Raw genomic sequence first — 15624 nt, 5'->3', positions numbered from 1 at the left:
CCATTTTTTTTCAACGTGCAGCTGAAAGCGGAACGATTACAGTCTGTTGTCGATTCGCCCTGCGCCCAGCGGTAATATCTTTTTCCACCGGACGCCTGGATATGGAGAAGACCGCGCATGTTCAGCAGGCAAACGGCAACGGAAATCGAAAAGGCGGCCAGCGAGTTCGGACTGGAGCCGGCGGCGCTGCTGGCCATCGCCGAGATCGAGAGCGCCGGCCAGGTATTCGCCAAGATCGACGGCCGCAACGAACCGCTGATCCGTTTCGAGGGGCACTATTTCGACCGCAGGCTTTCCGGCGCAGCGCAGGAGCGTGCCCGCGCCGAAGGGCTGGCCTCACCGAATGCGGGTGCAGTCGCCAACCCGCGCGCCCAGGCAGCGCGGTGGCAGATGCTCGAACGGGCAGCCGCCATCGACCACCAGGCCGCCTATGAATCGACGTCCTGGGGGCTCGGTCAGGTGATGGGGTCGCATTGGCAATGGCTCGGCTTTGACGATGTCGATGCGCTTGTGACCGAGGCACGTTCAGGCGCCGCCGGCCAGGCCCGGCTGATGACGCGCTATCTCGACAAGGCGGGGCTGACAAGTGCGCTGAACGATCACGACTGGGAAGCGGTCGGCCATGGCTACAACGGACCCGGCTTCCGCAAGAACGGCTACCATCTCAAGCTGGCGGAGGCCTACAAGCGGCAGATCGACGGCCCTGCCCCCGGCGACCTCACCATGATGGTCGGAACGCGCGGTGAGTTGGTCACCGAACTGCAGGAAGCGTTGGTTGCCCTGGGCTATCCCGTCGACACGGACGGCATCTACGGCCAGGGCACTGCAGCCCAGGTCAAGCGTTTCCAGGCTGATCATGGCCTGGGCGCCGATGGCATCGCCGGTCAGCGTACCCAGGCAGCCATCATCCAGGCTCTGTCTCTTGGCAACCGCCACTTGTGGTCGAGCCTCAAGCGCTGGTTGGCCGGCATTTTCCGCCAGGCATAGACTGCTTGCGCTCTAAGGCGTAGGGCTTCGGCGACAGCGACGGCCTTCGACCCACCGCGCTCATTCGGGGCGCAACACCATGTCGCCAAAGGCTTCGTGGACTTGGAATGGCGGGTCTGTTAAATCGGTTGAAAATTGACAGCGGAGTGAGATGCCATGACCAGCAAAACCCAGAAACTGCTTGCGCTGCTGGATGGCCAGCCGGTCATTCCTGTGCTGAAGATCGAGCGCGCCGCCGACGCCGTGCCGCTGGCCCGCGCGCTGGCGCGAGGCGGTCTCCGGGCGATCGAGATCACGCTCAGGACCGATGAAGCACTGGAATGCATCCGCCGTGTCGCCGCCGAGGTCGAGGACTGCATCGTCGGCGCCGGTACAATCCTCAGCGCGCGCCATTTCGACGAAGCCGTCGCCGTCGGCTCGAAATTCATCGTCAGCCCCGGCCTGACGCGCGAGCTGGCAGCACACGCCGCGCAAAGTGACGTGCCGCTGTTGCCGGGCACCATCACGCCGGGCGAAATCATGGGCGCGCTTGAAGCCGGGCTCGACTTCCTGAAGTTCTTCCCCGCCGAGCAGGCCGGCGGCGCATCGTTCCTCAAGGCACTGGCCTCGCCCATTGCCGGAGTAAAATTCTGCCCGACCGGTGGCATCTCGGCCAAGAACGCCAGGGATTATCTCAGCCTGCCGAACGTCGTCTGCGTCGGCGGCTCGTGGGTCGCCCCCGACGACATGGTCAAGGCAGGCGACTGGGCCGGCATCGAGGCGCTTGCCGCCGAAGCGAACAAGCTGCGCAAGAACTGAGTTTCTTGCCTTGGAGCAATTCCAGGAAAAGTGTGCAGCGGTTTTCCGTCCGCAATGCACAAAAACAAGAAGATAGAGAGATTCCACGATTCGAAGAAACGCGGAAACGCTCTAGCCCCCAGCGGGAAAAGGTGAGACCAAAAACAAAAAAGCCGCGCAGGTTTCTCCGCGCGGCTTTTTGATTGTCTGGATGTCGATCAGTTCGTCGAGAACCGGGCCACCGAGAGGAATTTCACGGCTGTGCCGGAGAACTTGTGGGCACTTGCCGACTGGTCGCCCTGCTGGAAGCCCGCCGTGTAAACCTCGGTCGGAGCCGTCCGAACCATGTTGTAGGCAAAGCCGGGTGCCTTGGTGTTGGTCGTGACCGTCGTCACCTGCGTGCCGCTGCGCAGTGCCCAGCGTGCGGCGTCGGGCGCAGCGGCAACGACCACGGCCTTGGGATCCGGCTTGGCTTCCTGAGCCAACGGGCGGGCCGACTTGCGCGTCGTCTTGACGTTGCCACCGACGGCCGCGGCAGGGTCGGTGCCGGCCGAGGCGGTGGTGATCGCGTTCTTGGGCGTTGCAGCTGCAGGAGTTGCGGTTGCAATTGCCTCGGGCTGGTCGAAGACCGAACGCGGCTCCGGCTGCGGCGCAAGCGAGGCGATCTCAAGTTCGTCCTGGGCGGACTCGTCTTCGGCGGGAATGTCGTTCGCAGCGGCCAGGGCAGCTTCAACGGTCATGTCCTGCGGACGGGCCGACGGCAGCGGTGCGTTGACGTCTCTGGCAATTGCAGGCGCGTCATCCGTCGAGGCCAACGCCATCAGCACGTTCTGGCTCTCGGGCTTGAGCTCGGCCGGCGGAGTGTGGTTCGGGCGCCAGGTCGGCAGCGGCACATTGGCTGCGATCTGCTGCTCGACGGCGGTCGGCTGCTCACCTTCGGCCAGCGGTGCCGAAGCAGCACCGAACGGCACGTTCTCGGCGGTCGCCATGCCAACCTCGGCCTGCGGCCGCGGGGCTACACCAGGCAGTGGAACGCTGCGCGCCGGCAAGGCCGCGATGATGGTCTCGGGCGCCTGCTGGTCAGGTGCCTCTTCGGCCATCTGTGGGATCTCGGCGCGCTGCGCATTCTCGGGCGCCACGATCTGGATGCCGGGCAGCGACTTCTGAACCGGTGCCTCCGCTGATATGGCCTTGGTCGGCGCCTTCTTGGGCTGAACGGCGGCCACTGCGATTTCGCCGGTATCCTCTTCCTCGTCTGCGCCACCGCCGAACAGCGCGGCAAACAGGCCGCCGCTACGCTTGGCAGGCGTCGCACTGGCAAGCACGAAGTCACCGCTCGCCTTGCGCGACTGATAGGAGGCCAAAGCCTGCTCGAAGCCGGGCAGCGGCTTGCCGTCGCTCGGCACGTGCAAGGTCTTGCCCGATGGGAACACCGCGACGAGTTCCTTGCGGCTCATGCGTGGCCAGTGGCGCACATTGCCGACGTCCATGTGGACGAAGGGCGAACCGGAACGCGGATAATAGCCAACGCCGCCGGCCTGGACACGCAGGCCCGCGTCACGCAGTTTCTTCAACGGCACGCCCGGAATGAAGAAGTCCATCGCCTTGCCGAGCATGTGCTGACTTTTTTCCGCAACGCCGCTGGAGCGGCTGCGCAGCAGCGAATTGGTCGCCGGCGAGCGATAGGCGGAGACGACGTGGATGTAGTCGCGGGCACCGGAGGAACGATAGGCCTCCCAGACCACGTCGAACAGACGCGGGTCCATCTTGGTCGGCTCGTTGCGGCGCCAGTCGCGCAGGAACTGATTGAGCTTCTTGAGGCCAGCCTGATCATAGCGGCCATTGCGCTTGAACGTGATCTCAGCCCGCTCACCCGTGTGGGTGTAGTACAGCTTGAGTGTCCGCGTTTCGGCGGAGGCTGTCGCCTGAGAGGCTGTCAGGAAACCAAACGTTAGCATCGCGGCTGTAAGCCACTTCTGCCAACCATTCGATTTCGAGCGACGCCCTTCGGTGTTCTCGATCCTATTCAAATCAAAAGGCCCTGTTAGGCTGCCATCTGTCCCCGGATTTGAAGCCCGGACACGCTTACGGATTCGCGTCCGAATATCGATCCTAATGGTTAATCACTGCTTATTGAAGGCGAAATGCGGTAACACCATGGCGATATCCCAGCAAAAAGGAATCGCACCTTTTCATGGTAAACCACTGGTTTAAACCACAAAAACACTACTGAGCAAATACGCACGAAACTGCAGTGCGCTGCGCCCCGCAAGCGACACGCAAGCTTTAAATCAAAATCAGCGGCAACAAAATTTCAAGAGGCCAACCGCTCGCTGCGACCGGTCTCGGGATCGATGCCGTATTCCTTGAGTTTACGATACAGCGTCGAGCGGCCGATTCCCAGCCGCCGAGCGACCTCGCTCATCTGGCCGTTGTAGTGATCGATGGCGAGCCGGATCATCTCCAACTCGACATCGGCAAGCGCCCGGACATTGCCGCGCTCGTCGAGCGCACGCAGCATTCCCGGCCGAAGCCGCTCCGGTGCCGGCGGCTGAAGGGCTGCGGCAGACGTCGGCCTGTCCACGACGATCTTGGCTGCCGCGGGCACGGCTTTGCCGCCAAGATCGACCACGCCTTCGACCTGGGCGCGAATCTGCGGGAACTCGTCCTCGGTAAGGATATCGCCCTCGGACAGCACGCAGGCGCGGAACACCGCGTTTTCGAGCTGCCGGATGTTGCCCGGCCAGTCATAGGCCTGAAGCAGCGCCAGCGCACCTTCCGAGATCATCGGTATGCGGCCATGCGGACTGGCGGGCGCGACACGCGAGATGAAATGGCTGACCAAAAGCGGGATGTCGTCGCGACGGTCGCGCAGCGGCGGCACGAAGATCGGATAGACGTTGAGGCGGTAGAAAAGGTCCTCGCGGAACTTGCTGTCCTTGACCTGCTGCAGAAGATTGCGGTGCGTCGCCGAAATCAGCCTGATGTCGACCTTGACCGTGGCGCGCCCACCGACCGGGTCGACCTCGCCCTCCTGCACCGCGCGCAACAGCTTGACCTGCACGTCGAGCGGCAGGTCGCCAATCTCGTCGAGGAACAGCGTGCCGTGGTTGGCCTCGACGAACTTGCCCGGATGTTTCTCCGTCGCACCGGTGAACGAGCCTTTCTCATGGCCGAACAGGATGCTCTCGACGAGATTGTCGGGAATGGCGCCGCAATTGACGGTGACGAAGGGTTTCGAGCGGCGGTCGCCGGAGCCCTGGATGGCGCGCGCCACGAGCTCCTTGCCGACACCCGATTCGCCCTCGATCAGGATCGGGATGTTGGAAGCTGCGGCCTTCTGGCCGAGTCGGATGACACGGTCCATGGCCGGGCTGCGGGTGACCATGTCGCGGAAGGTGAGCAAGCCGCTGCCGCGGCGTGCCGTACGGCGCACCTGGTCCTCGACCGCTTCGACCTTGAGCGCGTTGTCGATTGCCGCCGCCAGCCTGTCCGGCGAGGCCGGCTTGACGACAAAGTCGAAGGCGCCGTTGCGCATCGCCAAAACCACGGTTTCGATGCCGCCTTGGGCGGTCTGGACGATGACCGGAAGGGCGATGCCGCGCTCGCGCATCGCCTTGAGCACGCCGATGCCGTCGAGCCCGGGCATCGACAGGTCGAGGATGATCACGCAGATCTCGCCCGCGCGGGGTCCGTCGAGCATGCGCAGCGCGGCTTCGCCGCCGTCGACAGTTATGGCGGTGTGGCCGAATTTCGTCACCGCGGCGTCGACGAGGCGACGTTGTACGGGATCGTCATCGACTATGAGAATCGAACCTGCCATGAATGTCCGCAATATGCTCGCAGCTGCTGATTGGATGTGGATCATCCTGGCACAGGGTTCTAAATAAGGTTTCAAGAAAGCCGGTGAACGAATCCCTTAGGATTGAATCCAACCGGTCAAAGTCAGTGAAAAGGAAGACGCAATGCGTTGGAATTCCGGGCAACAGATGTCGGCCACTGCCTCCGCCGGGAGCGCGGCAGGGCTGGGCGAACTGCCCGAATGGAACCTTGCCGACCTCTATTCCAGCATGGACGCGCCGGAGCTTGCCCGCGACCTCGAGAAAGCCTCGGCCGATGCCGTTGCCTTCGAGGCGCGCTGGAAAGGTACGCTTGCCATCGAGGCCGGGCGCGGGGGCGCCGGCAAGCTCGGCGAGGCGATGCGCACCTATGAGGCGCTGGAAGAGCTGGTCGGCCGCGTCGTTTCCTACGCCGGGCTCGTCTATGCCGGCGACACCTCCGACCCCAAGCGCTCGAAGCTCTATGGCGACGTGCAGGAAAAGATGACGGATGCCAGCGCGCATCTTCTGTTCTTCGCGCTCGAGCTGAACCTGGTCGATGACGACCTCATCCTCAAGGCGCTCGATGCCGACCCGGCTTTCGGCCATTACCGTCCCTGGGTGCTCGACCTCCGCAAGGACAAGCCCTACCAACTCGAAGACCGCGTCGAGCAGCTGTTCCATGAAAAGTCGATCACCGGGCGCGGCGCCTGGAACCGGCTGTTCGACGAGACCATGACCGACCTGCGCTTCAACATCGGTGGCGAGGAGCTGGCGCTCGAGCCGGCGCTGAACATGCTCCAGGATCCCGATGGCGAGGTTCGCAAGGCGGCATCGGACGCGCTTGCCGCGACCTTCCGCAAGAATCAGCGCGTCTTTACGCTGATCACCAACACTTTGTCCAAGGACAAGGAAATCTCCGACCGCTGGCGCGGCTTCGAGGACATCGCCGACTCGCGCCACCTCGCCAACCGCGTCGAGCGCGAGGTCGTCGACGCGCTCGCGGCAGCCGTCCGCGCCGCCTACCCGCGCCTGTCGCATCGCTACTACAAGATGAAGGCCAAGTGGCTCGGCATGGAGGTGATGAACCACTGGGACCGCAACGCGCCGCTGCCCGAGACGCCGCAGGCGACGATCGGCTGGGACGACGCCAAGGATACGGTGCTGACCGCCTACCAGCGCTTCTCGCCCGAAATGGCCGAAATCGCGCGTGACTTCTTCGACCGCCGCTGGATCGACGCCCCGGTCCGCCCCGGCAAGGCGCCGGGCGCCTTTGCCCACCCGACGGTGCCGTCGGCGCACCCCTACGTGCTGCTCAACTACATGGGCAAGCCGCGCGACGTGATGACCCTTGCCCACGAACTCGGCCACGGCGTGCACCAGGTCCTTGCAGCCGGCCAGGGCGCCCTGATGGCCTCGACGCCGCTGACGCTTGCCGAAACGGCAAGCGTGTTCGGCGAGATGCTGACTTTCCGCTCGCTGCTCGACCGCACCACGGACAAGCGCGAGCGCAAGGCGATGCTGGCGCAGAAGGTCGAGGACATGATCAATACGGTCGTGCGCCAGATCGCCTTCTACGAATTCGAGCGCAAGGTCCATTCCGAACGCAAGAACGGCGAGCTGACCTCGGACCAGCTCGGCCAGTTCTGGCTCGAGGTTCAGGCCGAGAGCCTGGGGCCGGCGATCAAGCTGCGCGAAGGCTACGAGGTGTTCTGGTCCTACATCCCGCACTTCATCCACTCGCCCTTCTACGTCTATGCCTATGCCTTCGGCGACTGCCTGGTGAATTCGCTCTATGCCGTCTACCAGAATGCCGAGCGCGGCTTTCAGGACAAGTATTTCGAGATGCTGCGCGCCGGCGGCACCAAGCATCATTCGGAGCTGCTGAAACCGTTCGGGCTCGACGCCACCGATCCCGCCTTCTGGCAGAAGGGGCTTGCCGTCATCAGCAGCCTCATCGACGAACTGGAAGCGCTGGACTGATCGCGTCCCCAGGCAACTGTCATGACTGGTCCCCACTCCCCCTTCGTCCTGTTCAGGGACGACCCCGCCGGCCGCGAGGTGCTGTTCGAGGCACCGCGCGAGATCATCGTTGCCCAGGACGCTGCGGATTTTTTCCCGGCATTGCAGGCAGCCCAGAAGGCGCACGAACAGGGCAAGTGGCTCGCCGGCTACTTCTCCTACGAGGCCGGCTACCTGCTCGAACCGAAGCTGCGGCCGCTGCTTCCCGGGAGCCGACGCGCGCCGCTGGTCTGCCTCGGCGTGTTCGACCAGCCGTCGGACAACGACCGTCCGGCATCGCGCGCGGCCGTCACCAACGGGCCGATCTTCGATGCACGGGCGACATGGTCGGAAGCGGACTATGAGCGCCGCTTCAACAAGCTGCACCAGCACCTGCGCCAGGGCGACTGCTACCAGGCCAACCTGACCTTTCCGGTCCAGGCGCAGTGGTCGGGCACCCCGCTAGACGCCTTCGACGCCTTGATTGCCCGGCAGCCGGTGAAATATGGCGCGCTGGTCTCGCTCGGCGGCCCCACGGTGCTGTCGCGCTCGCCCGAACTTTTCTTCGAGATCGACAGCGACGGCTGGATAGAGACCCATCCGATGAAAGGCACCGCTCCGCGCGGCAAGACGCCGGAAGAGGATGCCGCCCTCAGGGAATTCCTGCACAACGACGAGAAGAACCAGGCGGAAAACCGCATGATCGTCGATCTGCTGCGCAACGACATCTCGCTGATCAGCGAAGTCGGTACACTCGACGTTCCCGAGCTGTTTCGCATCGAGAGCTACCCGACGGTGCACCAGATGGTCAGCACCGTGCGGGCGAAGCTGTTGCCCGATCTCAGCATCGAGCAGGTCTTCGCGGCTCTGTTTCCGTGTGGCTCGATCACCGGAGCTCCGAAAATCCGCGCGATGGAAATCCTGCGCGAACTGGAGAGCACCCCACGTGACGTCTATTGCGGCGCCATCGGCTGGATAGCGCCCGGCGGCACGATGCGCTTTTCGGTGGCGATCCGCACCATCACGCTGCATGAGGACGGCGAGGCCGTCTACAATGTCGGCGGCGGCGTGGTGTTCGATTCGACTGCGGAAGCGGAGTATGCGGAATGTCTTCTGAAAGCACGCTTCGCCACGGGCACGGTTCCGGCTTCGACCTGATCGAGACGATGCGCTGGGAGCCGGCTGGCGGTTTCCTCCGCGGCGATCTGCACCTCGGCCGGCTCGAAGCTTCAGCGCGAGCCCTTGGCTTCGGCTTCGACCGCGAAATTGTCGGGCAAAACCTGAAACGTGCAGCCACCGGCGACGCTGCCTTGCGGGTCCGGCTCGCCCTTGCCGCCGACGGCAGCACAGACGTCACCACCCAGCCATTCGCAGCGCTTGCGCCTGATGCCATGTGGACGATACGCATCGCTGCGACTCGTCTCGACAGCTCAAATCTGCTGCTGCGCCACAAGACCACGCGCCGCGAAGCCTATGACCGTGCCCGCGCCGAGTTTTCCCGCGAAAAAGCCGACGAGATGATCCTGCTCAACCAGGCGGGAAACGTCTGCGAAGGCACCATCACCAGCATCTTTGTTGATCTTGGCGAGGGTGGACCACTCAGGACGCCTGCACTTGCTTGCGGCCTGCTTGCCGGGGTTTTGCGCGGCGAAATGCTTGAGCGCGGCGAAGCCGTCGAGACCATTTTGAGCTTAGATGACCTTGGCGGGGCATCAAGACTATGGGTCGGGAATTCGCTACGCGGGTTGATACCGGCAAAGCTGGTGCGAGGTTAGGTTTGACTCACCGCGATAGTCGACTACATTGTTCCCAGGTGCATTTGTAGAGCCTGAACATGGCCAGCGAATCCAAATTCTCTATCAGCCTGCCCGACGATCTGCGCTGCGAAGTAGACGATTATGCAACGCTGACGAGACGTTCGCGCGCCTTCATCATCAAGGAAGCAGTGGCCGCTTATGTCGGAGACCAGCAGGCCTATCTCGCCAGCGTGCGCGAGGCCGAACGCGAGGCCGACGAAGGCACATTCGTGCTGGGAGAAACCGTGACGGATTGGCTGGCGTCATGGGGATCCGAGAGTGAACTGCCAGCTCCAGAAGCAGGCGCCGCCGAGACATGACGCTACGCATCCTTCCCCGCGCCGTCCGTTATCTCGCCGAGCTCCGCACGACCATTGCCGCTGATGACCCAGAAATGGCGCAGAAGGTCGGCGAGCGCATCATCAAGGCGCTGCGGCTGATCGAGGAGCGGCCCGACATCGGGCGCCCGACCGCCGGTCGCGAGTCCGTACGCGAATGTGCGGTGCCCGACCTGCCCTACTTCATTCCGTACCGCGTCAAGGACGGCAACATAGAAGTGCTGCGTGTCTACCACACCAGGCGCAATCGCCCGCCGCAGTGGCCGACCACCCTGTGATCCCTGCGCATACGCCTTACGACGGCACCTCCAAACCTTTCGCCATCGGACTGAAACAGGCCGAAGCGCGCGACTGGATCGAGCTGGACGAGCATCTCGAAGCCTATCTCGCGGAGAAGGACCGGCTCTACGCCGAGATCCCCGACAAGGTCTTCGTCGCCGAGCCTGAGACGCGTGCGGCCCAGCAGGAGGTGCTTGACCTTCTGGTCGCGCACTTGGTCGAGCGCTATCCGGAGACCTATCGCCTCGAAGGCGGGCGCTGTGTGATCGCAGGCTCCGGCCGCTCCGTCGACGTCACCAACGCTGGCGACAACCCGTTGATTGCCGCGTCAAAACTCGTCCAGGAAGACCTGATCCTGATGCGGCAGGGTGAAAATGGCTGGAGGCTGGCCGCCGGTTCGCTGTGCTTTCCCTCGTCGTGGCGGCTGACCGAGAAGTTCGGCAAGGCGATCCACGACATTCACGGCCCCGTCCCCGGATTCGGGCCGGGCACTCGCATGAACGAGCTGATCGCCCGCATGTTCGACAAGCTCGCGGTCTTGGTCGAGCGCTTCAACTGGTCGGTTCAGGCCAATGGCGAGCTCTATCACCCGCTGTCCGATCGTCAGCGTTTAGCCCGCTCGGCGGAAACGGATTCGACCTTTCCCTGTGCCGACGTCGCCGCCCACGCCTTCATCCGCGTCGAACGCCAGACCCTGCGCAAGCTGCCCATCTCAAGTGATATCCTTTTCACCATCCGCATCTATCTCGACCCGCTGGCGGTGCTTGCGCGCAATCCCGACAGGGCCCAACTGGCCCCGTCTTTCGCCGGACAACTGATGAGCCTCGACCGGGATCAGCTCGACTACAAGGGCCTGACCGCCGACCGCGACAGGTTGGTCGGTTTCCTCAACGGCATCGCCTCCGCCGGCTAAGAATAGCGGCATAACGTCCGGTTCCTACAGGATGTGGGAACTGGATTCGCTTTATTGTGACAAGCATGTATGGTTTAGCCGTTGAAGCCGGGTCAATCGGGGCCCGGCTCTGGTAGTGTGAGAAGGAGTGCCATAAAAAATGGCGAATGAAAAATGGCCCGTTTACGGTGAGATTACTGGTCCTGTTGTGATGATCGGCTTTGGTTCGATCGGCCGCGGAACGCTCCCCCTCATTGAACGCCATTTCAAGTTCGACAAGTCGCGCATGGTGATTATCGATCCCAGCGACGAAAACCGAAAACTCGCGGATGAGCGTGGCATCAAATTCATCCAGGAGGCGGTAACCAAGGACAATTTCAAGGCGCTTTTGACGCCGCTGCTGACCAATGGCGGTGGCCAGGGCTTCTGTGTCAACCTCTCGGTCGACACCGGTTCCGTGGAGCTCATGCATCTGTGCCGCAAGCTCGGCACGCTCTACGTCGACACCGTCATCGAGCCGTGGCTCGGCTTCTACTTCGACAACAGCGCCGACAATGGCGAGCGCACCAACTACGCGCTGCGCGAGACGCTGCTTGAAGAGCGGCGCAAGCACCCGGGCGGAACGACAGCCGTTTCGACCTGCGGCGCCAATCCCGGCATGGTCTCGTGGTTCGTCAAGCAGGCGCTGGTCAACCTGTCCAGGGATCTCGGCCTCGACTTCGAGGAACCGGCGACCAACGACCGTGACGGTTGGGCCGCGCTGATGAAGAAGGCCGGCGTCAAGGGCATCCACATCGCCGAGCGCGACACCCAGCGCACCAAGAATCCCAAGCCGATGAACGTGTTCTGGAACACCTGGTCGGTCGAAGGCTTCATTTCGGAAGGTTTGCAGCCGGCAGAGCTCGGCTGGGGCACCCACGAGACCTGGAAGCCCAAGAACGCCAAGAAGTTCAAGAAGGGCAACAAGGCGGCGATCTATCTCGAGCAGCCCGGCGCCAACACCCGCGTTCGCACCTGGTGCCCGACACCCGGCCCGCAATACGGTTTCCTGGTCACCCACAACGAGGCGATCTCGATCTCCGACTTCTTCACCGTGCGCTCGAAGAAGGGCAAGGTGACCTACCGCCCGACCTGCCACTACGCCTACCATCCCTGCAACGACGCGGTGCTGTCGCTGCACGAGATGTTCGGCGCAGCCGGCAAGGCACAGCCCGTCCATCACGTGCTTGACGAAAACGAACTTGTCGACGGCTCGGACGAACTCGGCGTGCTGCTCTACGGCCACGACAAGAATGCCTACTGGTACGGCTCGCAGCTGACGCTCGAACAGGCGCGCAAGCTTGCGCCTTACCAGAATGCCACTGGCCTGCAGGTCTCGTCAGCCGTGCTCGCCGGCATGGTCTGGGCGCTCGAAAACCCGGAAGCCGGCATCGTCGAAGCCGACGACGTCGACTACAAGCGTTGCCTCGACGTGCAGAAGCAGTATCTCGGACCGGTCAACGGCTACTACACCGACTGGACGCCGCTTGAAGGCCGCCCCGGCCTGTTCGAGGAGGATCTCGACAAGGAAGACCCCTGGCAGTTCCGCAACATCCTGGTCCGCTGAACGCGTTGCCGGAAAACGAAAAGGGCGCCGCGAGGCGCCCTTTTTGCTTGCTCGCGGAGGTGGAGCTACTTGCGCAGCTCGGCCTCGATGTCGTCGAGCGCCTTGTCCTTGCCGATGCCGGTCAGGAAGGCGAGCCCCTTGATGACAGGGACAGTCACCGACGCCGAAATGGGCGTGGTCGACACGATGAGGTCGACATTGTCGGCGAGGCTCGGCACTTCGGTCGCCTTGCACTGCATGGCGTTGAAGATCAGCCCGCGCGATTTCATGGCTTCGGTGACGGTGGCGTTGACCGCCGTCGAGGTGGCGACGCCGGTGCCACAGGCAAAGAGAACGGTCTTCTGTTTGGCCATCGAGTAAATCCCTTCCTATGGCTAGCCGAGCACTGCGCCGATGTCTTCGATCGACCTGGCGTTGCTGAGGCTGGCAAGTGCCGCCTCGCTCTGGATGGTGTCCATGATTTCCTGAAGCATATCTATCTGCTTGTCCTTGTCGTTGATGGCAAGCAGGAACACGTAGCCGACCGGCACCGCCTCGTCGGGATCTTCCATGTTGGCGAAGTCCACCGGCTTTCGCAGCACGGCCAGCGCGATCCCCGGTTTCAGGACATGCTCCGGGTCGGTGTGCGGAATGGCGACATTGAGGGCGTAGCCGAGCGGCAGGCCGGTCGGCATCGTCGCCTCGCGCTTTACCACGGCGCCCGCATAGGATGGCCGGACATAGCCGAGCGCCTCGAGCTTGCCGGCCAGCAGGCGGATGACCGCTTCGTTGTCTTGTGCCTCGACCCCCAGGGCAATGGCTTGGGGATCGAGAAAGTTCATCAGGGCTCGCGCCATTCAACTACTCCAGTGTCCAAAACCGGCGGCACGCGCCGCCGGTCCGGGTTTTCGATGTCAGGCGTGTGCCGAAGCCTTGGCGCGGACGGCAGGGGCTGCCTGCTCGGCTTCGTCCTCGGCGCCCGCCGCGCGCTCCCATGCCGCGCTGTTGCGGCGGTAGAGGACGAACAGCAGGGCAATCACCGCCGCGAGCAGAACCAGGCCGGCGATGGCGAGGCCCTGGATCGCTTCGATGATCACGTAGGGGATCCACAGGAAGCCGTCGACGACAGAGGTGATCTGCACCGCATTGGCCGGCATCTGGAAGCCCGACGAGACGGCAGCACTAGTGAACAGCGGCGCCAGCGCGTTGGCGACGTAGAAGCCGAGCGCCAGCGTGACGGTGCCGACGATGACCATGCGGAAGACGTTGCCCTTGAGCAGCGGCGCGGTCATGGCGACAATGAACGGAATGACTGCAAGATCGGCGAACAGGATGACGCGGTTGCCGGGCAGGATGACCGACAGCACGATGGCGATCGGTACCAGGATCAGCGACGACGAGATGGCGGCGGGGTGACCGATCAGGATCGCCGAGTCGAGGCCGACGAGCAGCTCACGGTCACCGGTGCGCTTGCGGACGAATTCCTGGGCGGCGTCCGAAACTGGCAGCAGGCCTTCCATCAGCACCTTCACCATGCGCGGCAGAAGCAGCATCACAGCAGCCAGCGTCATGCCCGTCGTCAGCACCTTGGACAGCACGGTGCCGAAATCGCCGGCGTTGTAGTAGGCGATCACACCAAGCACGAGGCCGATGATCAGGCCGAGCACGACCGGCTCACCGAACACGCCGAAGCGCTTCTCGATGGTCTCGGTCGAGATATTGATCCTGTTGATGCCAGGAATGCGGTCCATGATCCAGTTCAGCACGATGGCGATGGGCAGGATCTGCGCCGAGGCCAGATGCGGCACCGACACACCGGGAATGCCGTAGAACTGCTGCACCGCGCGTGCCGACCAGTCGGCGAACAGCAGCGCAAGCGCTGCGACGAGCGCTGCGACCGCCAGGCCGTAGCCGAGGCTGCCGGTAGCGGCGGTGGCCAGCGAACCGACGAAGGCAAAGTGCCAGAAATTCCAGACGTCGACGTTGAGCGTGCGCGTCAGTCGCAAAAGCAGCAGCGCGATGTTGACGGCAATACCGATCGGAATGACCCACAGGCCGACCGACGAACCGAAGGCAATGGCGGCAGCCGACGGCCAGCCGACATCGACGATGTCGCGCTGGATGCCGGTGTTGGTGACGATCGCCTTGGCGACGTCGCCGATCGAGCCGAGCATCAGCCCAAGCACCAGGTTGATGCCGATGAAGGCGACACCGATGGTGATGGCGGCGCGGAACGCCTTGCCCACCTTGGCGCCGAGAACCACAGCGATGATGAAAATGACGATGGGCAACAGTACCGTTGCTCCAAGCGTGTCCACGGCCGCTTTCAGGCCGGTCAGAAACGAATCCATGTTGCCTCCCCAAGGCGTCTAAGTTGCTCCAAGCACATCCCTTGCCTAGAACATTTGTGTTTTACGGCATACGAAAGTTGCATCGTTTACAAAAACTGTCAATCTACCCATGCGGTCCCGACGGCCCAACGGGCGGGCAAATCGGCCACAGTCGCAGTCAATTCGCAATTGCCCGACCGACGATGTCGGCCGGCAAAGCCTTGCCTTGAAAGCAAAATCGGGCGATTGAAGGCTGCGGACTGAGGAGAGGATTCTTTCATGACGACTTCGCGCAAAATTGCTTCGGCCGGAGTGCTTGCCTTGCTTGCGGCCGCCATTGCCGGCTGTTCGACCAGCGGCGGCGGATCTTCGGGCGGCGGTGGCGTGAGGCCAGCGCCGACGGGTGTGGAAGGTGCCTGGCTCGACGCCAAGGGCACTGGGCTCTCCACCTTTGCCGCCGGCTCGTTCCAGACGGTCGCGACCGACACCGGCCAGAAGCTCTCGGATGGTACCTACATCCTGACTGGCGCCAACTCGGTCCAGATCAACGGCACGTCGCTGATCCGCCAGTCGCCGATCAGCTTCAACTGCCTGCTGATCTCGGCCAACCAGCTCAACTGCACCAGCTCGGCCGGCCAGCAATTCACCCTGACCCGGCGTACCGCCTGACGGCATTCCAGGCCCGCTTCGGCGGGCACGGCATCCCCTTTCAGGCTTCCGGCGCGGCCGGAAGCCATGCCCGGCAAGTAAGCCGGCTTTTCGTTTCCGATTCTCCCTTGCATCCGAAAATTCGGAATGTGAACATGGCGCCAAGGAATGTG

At 63.3% G+C, this 15624-nt stretch carries 15 protein-coding genes; 10 read left to right on the top strand and 5 right to left on the bottom strand.

Features of this window, described 5'->3' with window-relative positions; genetic code table 11:
* Positions 1 to 117: 117 nt before the first annotated feature.
* Both IG197_RS21160 and IG197_RS21155 read left to right on the top strand, forming a co-directional pair.
* Positions 118 to 987, top strand: a complete 870-nt coding sequence (locus IG197_RS21160; RefSeq protein WP_192314837.1) for an N-acetylmuramidase domain-containing protein — start codon at positions 118 to 120, stop codon at positions 985 to 987.
* 156 nt (positions 988 to 1143) lie between these two features.
* Positions 1144 to 1785, top strand: coding sequence for a 2-dehydro-3-deoxy-phosphogluconate aldolase (locus IG197_RS21155; RefSeq protein ID WP_067958411.1), 642 nt, complete (start codon positions 1144 to 1146; stop codon positions 1783 to 1785).
* Between the two features lie 197 nt (positions 1786 to 1982).
* Here the strand turns inward: IG197_RS21155 and IG197_RS21150 are convergent, their stop codons facing one another.
* Positions 1983 to 3722 carry a DUF882 domain-containing protein gene (locus IG197_RS21150; RefSeq protein ID WP_192314834.1) on the bottom strand — a complete coding sequence of 580 codons (1740 nt, stop codon included), beginning with the start codon at positions 3720 to 3722 and terminating at the stop codon, positions 1983 to 1985.
* Between the two features lie 356 nt (positions 3723 to 4078).
* On the bottom strand, positions 4079 to 5587 hold the full coding sequence (locus IG197_RS21145) for a sigma-54 dependent transcriptional regulator (RefSeq protein ID WP_192314831.1): 1509 nt from the start codon (positions 5585 to 5587) through the stop codon (positions 4079 to 4081).
* Between the two features lie 142 nt (positions 5588 to 5729).
* Here IG197_RS21145 and IG197_RS21140 point away from each other — a divergent pair, with 142 nt between their 5' ends.
* The 7 genes from IG197_RS21140 to IG197_RS21115 all read left to right on the top strand — a co-directional run bounded on the left by IG197_RS21140 (position 5730) and on the right by IG197_RS21115 (position 12494).
* Positions 5730 to 7565: a M3 family oligoendopeptidase gene (locus IG197_RS21140; protein WP_067958406.1), complete on the top strand. Its 1836-nt coding sequence runs from the start codon at positions 5730 to 5732 to the stop codon at positions 7563 to 7565.
* Positions 7566 to 7586: 21 nt separating this feature from the next.
* Complete coding sequence (locus IG197_RS21135) at positions 7587 to 8741, top strand: aminodeoxychorismate synthase component I (RefSeq protein ID WP_192314828.1); 1155 nt, start codon at positions 7587 to 7589, stop codon at positions 8739 to 8741.
* Entirely contained in the window at positions 8690 to 9358 is a 669-nt protein-coding gene (locus IG197_RS21130) for an aminotransferase class IV family protein (RefSeq protein WP_192314825.1), read from the top strand. The genes IG197_RS21135 and IG197_RS21130 overlap by 52 nt, the downstream gene beginning before the upstream one ends.
* Before the next feature lie 59 nt (positions 9359 to 9417).
* Positions 9418 to 9699 (top strand): CopG family ribbon-helix-helix protein, encoded by a 282-nt coding sequence (locus tag IG197_RS21125; protein ID WP_067958397.1) that lies wholly within the window; start codon positions 9418 to 9420, stop codon positions 9697 to 9699.
* Entirely contained in the window at positions 9696 to 9995 is a 300-nt protein-coding gene (locus IG197_RS36260) for a type II toxin-antitoxin system RelE/ParE family toxin (RefSeq protein WP_067958394.1), read from the top strand. The genes IG197_RS21125 and IG197_RS36260 overlap by 4 nt, the downstream gene beginning before the upstream one ends.
* The gene (locus tag IG197_RS21120) at positions 9992 to 10909 is read left to right on the top strand and encodes a DUF3445 domain-containing protein (protein WP_246765210.1); all 918 of its coding nucleotides are present in this window, start codon (positions 9992 to 9994) and stop codon (positions 10907 to 10909) included. The genes IG197_RS36260 and IG197_RS21120 overlap by 4 nt, the downstream gene beginning before the upstream one ends.
* A gap of 139 nt (positions 10910 to 11048) precedes the next feature.
* Positions 11049 to 12494: a homospermidine synthase gene (locus IG197_RS21115; protein ID WP_192314820.1), complete on the top strand. Its 1446-nt coding sequence runs from the start codon at positions 11049 to 11051 to the stop codon at positions 12492 to 12494.
* Between the two features lie 65 nt (positions 12495 to 12559).
* Here the strand turns inward: IG197_RS21115 and IG197_RS21110 are convergent, their stop codons facing one another.
* Genes IG197_RS21110 through IG197_RS21100 form a run of 3 tightly spaced genes read right to left on the bottom strand, consistent with a single transcriptional unit; the run spans position 12560 to position 14824 of the window.
* A complete protein-coding gene (locus IG197_RS21110; RefSeq protein ID WP_067958390.1) occupies positions 12560 to 12847 on the bottom strand; it encodes a PTS sugar transporter subunit IIB in 288 nt (95 codons plus the stop codon).
* A gap of 21 nt (positions 12848 to 12868) precedes the next feature.
* Positions 12869 to 13330, bottom strand: coding sequence for a PTS sugar transporter subunit IIA (locus tag IG197_RS21105; protein WP_154387488.1), 462 nt, complete (start codon positions 13328 to 13330; stop codon positions 12869 to 12871).
* A 57-nt stretch (positions 13331 to 13387) separates the two neighbouring features.
* Positions 13388 to 14824: a PTS galactitol transporter subunit IIC gene (locus tag IG197_RS21100; RefSeq protein ID WP_067958385.1), complete on the bottom strand. Its 1437-nt coding sequence runs from the start codon at positions 14822 to 14824 to the stop codon at positions 13388 to 13390.
* 258 nt (positions 14825 to 15082) lie between these two features.
* Here IG197_RS21100 and IG197_RS21095 point away from each other — a divergent pair, with 258 nt between their 5' ends.
* A complete protein-coding gene (locus IG197_RS21095; RefSeq protein WP_067958382.1) occupies positions 15083 to 15472 on the top strand; it encodes a hypothetical protein in 390 nt (129 codons plus the stop codon).
* Positions 15473 to 15624: the final 152 nt, after the last annotated feature.

This window comes from Aminobacter sp. SR38 (genome assembly GCF_014843375.1).
In the GTDB taxonomy this organism is placed as follows: Bacteria; Pseudomonadota; Alphaproteobacteria; order Rhizobiales; family Rhizobiaceae; genus Aminobacter; species Aminobacter ciceronei.
The sequence above is the reverse complement of the archived record's forward strand: the minus strand, read 5'-3'. Positions and strand labels throughout refer to the sequence as shown.

Bases quoted from the DNA above. Each gene is read 5' to 3' on its own strand.
- IG197_RS21160 (WP_192314837.1), top strand. From the start codon at position 118: ATGTTCAGCAGGCAAACGGCAACGGAAATCGAAAAGGCGGCCAGCGAG.
- IG197_RS21155 (WP_067958411.1), top strand. From the start codon at position 1,144: ATGACCAGCAAAACCCAGAAACTGCTTGCGCTGCTGGATGGCCAGCCG.
- IG197_RS21150 (WP_192314834.1), bottom strand. From the start codon at position 3,722: ATGCTAACGTTTGGTTTCCTGACAGCCTCTCAGGCGACAGCCTCCGCC.
- IG197_RS21145 (WP_192314831.1), bottom strand. From the start codon at position 5,587: ATGGCAGGTTCGATTCTCATAGTCGATGACGATCCCGTACAACGTCGC.
- IG197_RS21140 (WP_067958406.1), top strand. From the start codon at position 5,730: ATGCGTTGGAATTCCGGGCAACAGATGTCGGCCACTGCCTCCGCCGGG.
- IG197_RS21135 (WP_192314828.1), top strand. From the start codon at position 7,587: ATGACTGGTCCCCACTCCCCCTTCGTCCTGTTCAGGGACGACCCCGCC.
- IG197_RS21130 (WP_192314825.1), top strand. From the start codon at position 8,690: ATGTCTTCTGAAAGCACGCTTCGCCACGGGCACGGTTCCGGCTTCGAC.
- IG197_RS21125 (WP_067958397.1), top strand. From the start codon at position 9,418: ATGGCCAGCGAATCCAAATTCTCTATCAGCCTGCCCGACGATCTGCGC.
- IG197_RS36260 (WP_067958394.1), top strand. From the start codon at position 9,696: ATGACGCTACGCATCCTTCCCCGCGCCGTCCGTTATCTCGCCGAGCTC.
- IG197_RS21115 (WP_192314820.1), top strand. From the start codon at position 11,049: ATGGCGAATGAAAAATGGCCCGTTTACGGTGAGATTACTGGTCCTGTT.
- IG197_RS21110 (WP_067958390.1), bottom strand. From the start codon at position 12,847: ATGGCCAAACAGAAGACCGTTCTCTTTGCCTGTGGCACCGGCGTCGCC.
- IG197_RS21105 (WP_154387488.1), bottom strand. From the start codon at position 13,330: ATGGCGCGAGCCCTGATGAACTTTCTCGATCCCCAAGCCATTGCCCTG.
- IG197_RS21100 (WP_067958385.1), bottom strand. From the start codon at position 14,824: ATGGATTCGTTTCTGACCGGCCTGAAAGCGGCCGTGGACACGCTTGGA.
- IG197_RS21095 (WP_067958382.1), top strand. From the start codon at position 15,083: ATGACGACTTCGCGCAAAATTGCTTCGGCCGGAGTGCTTGCCTTGCTT.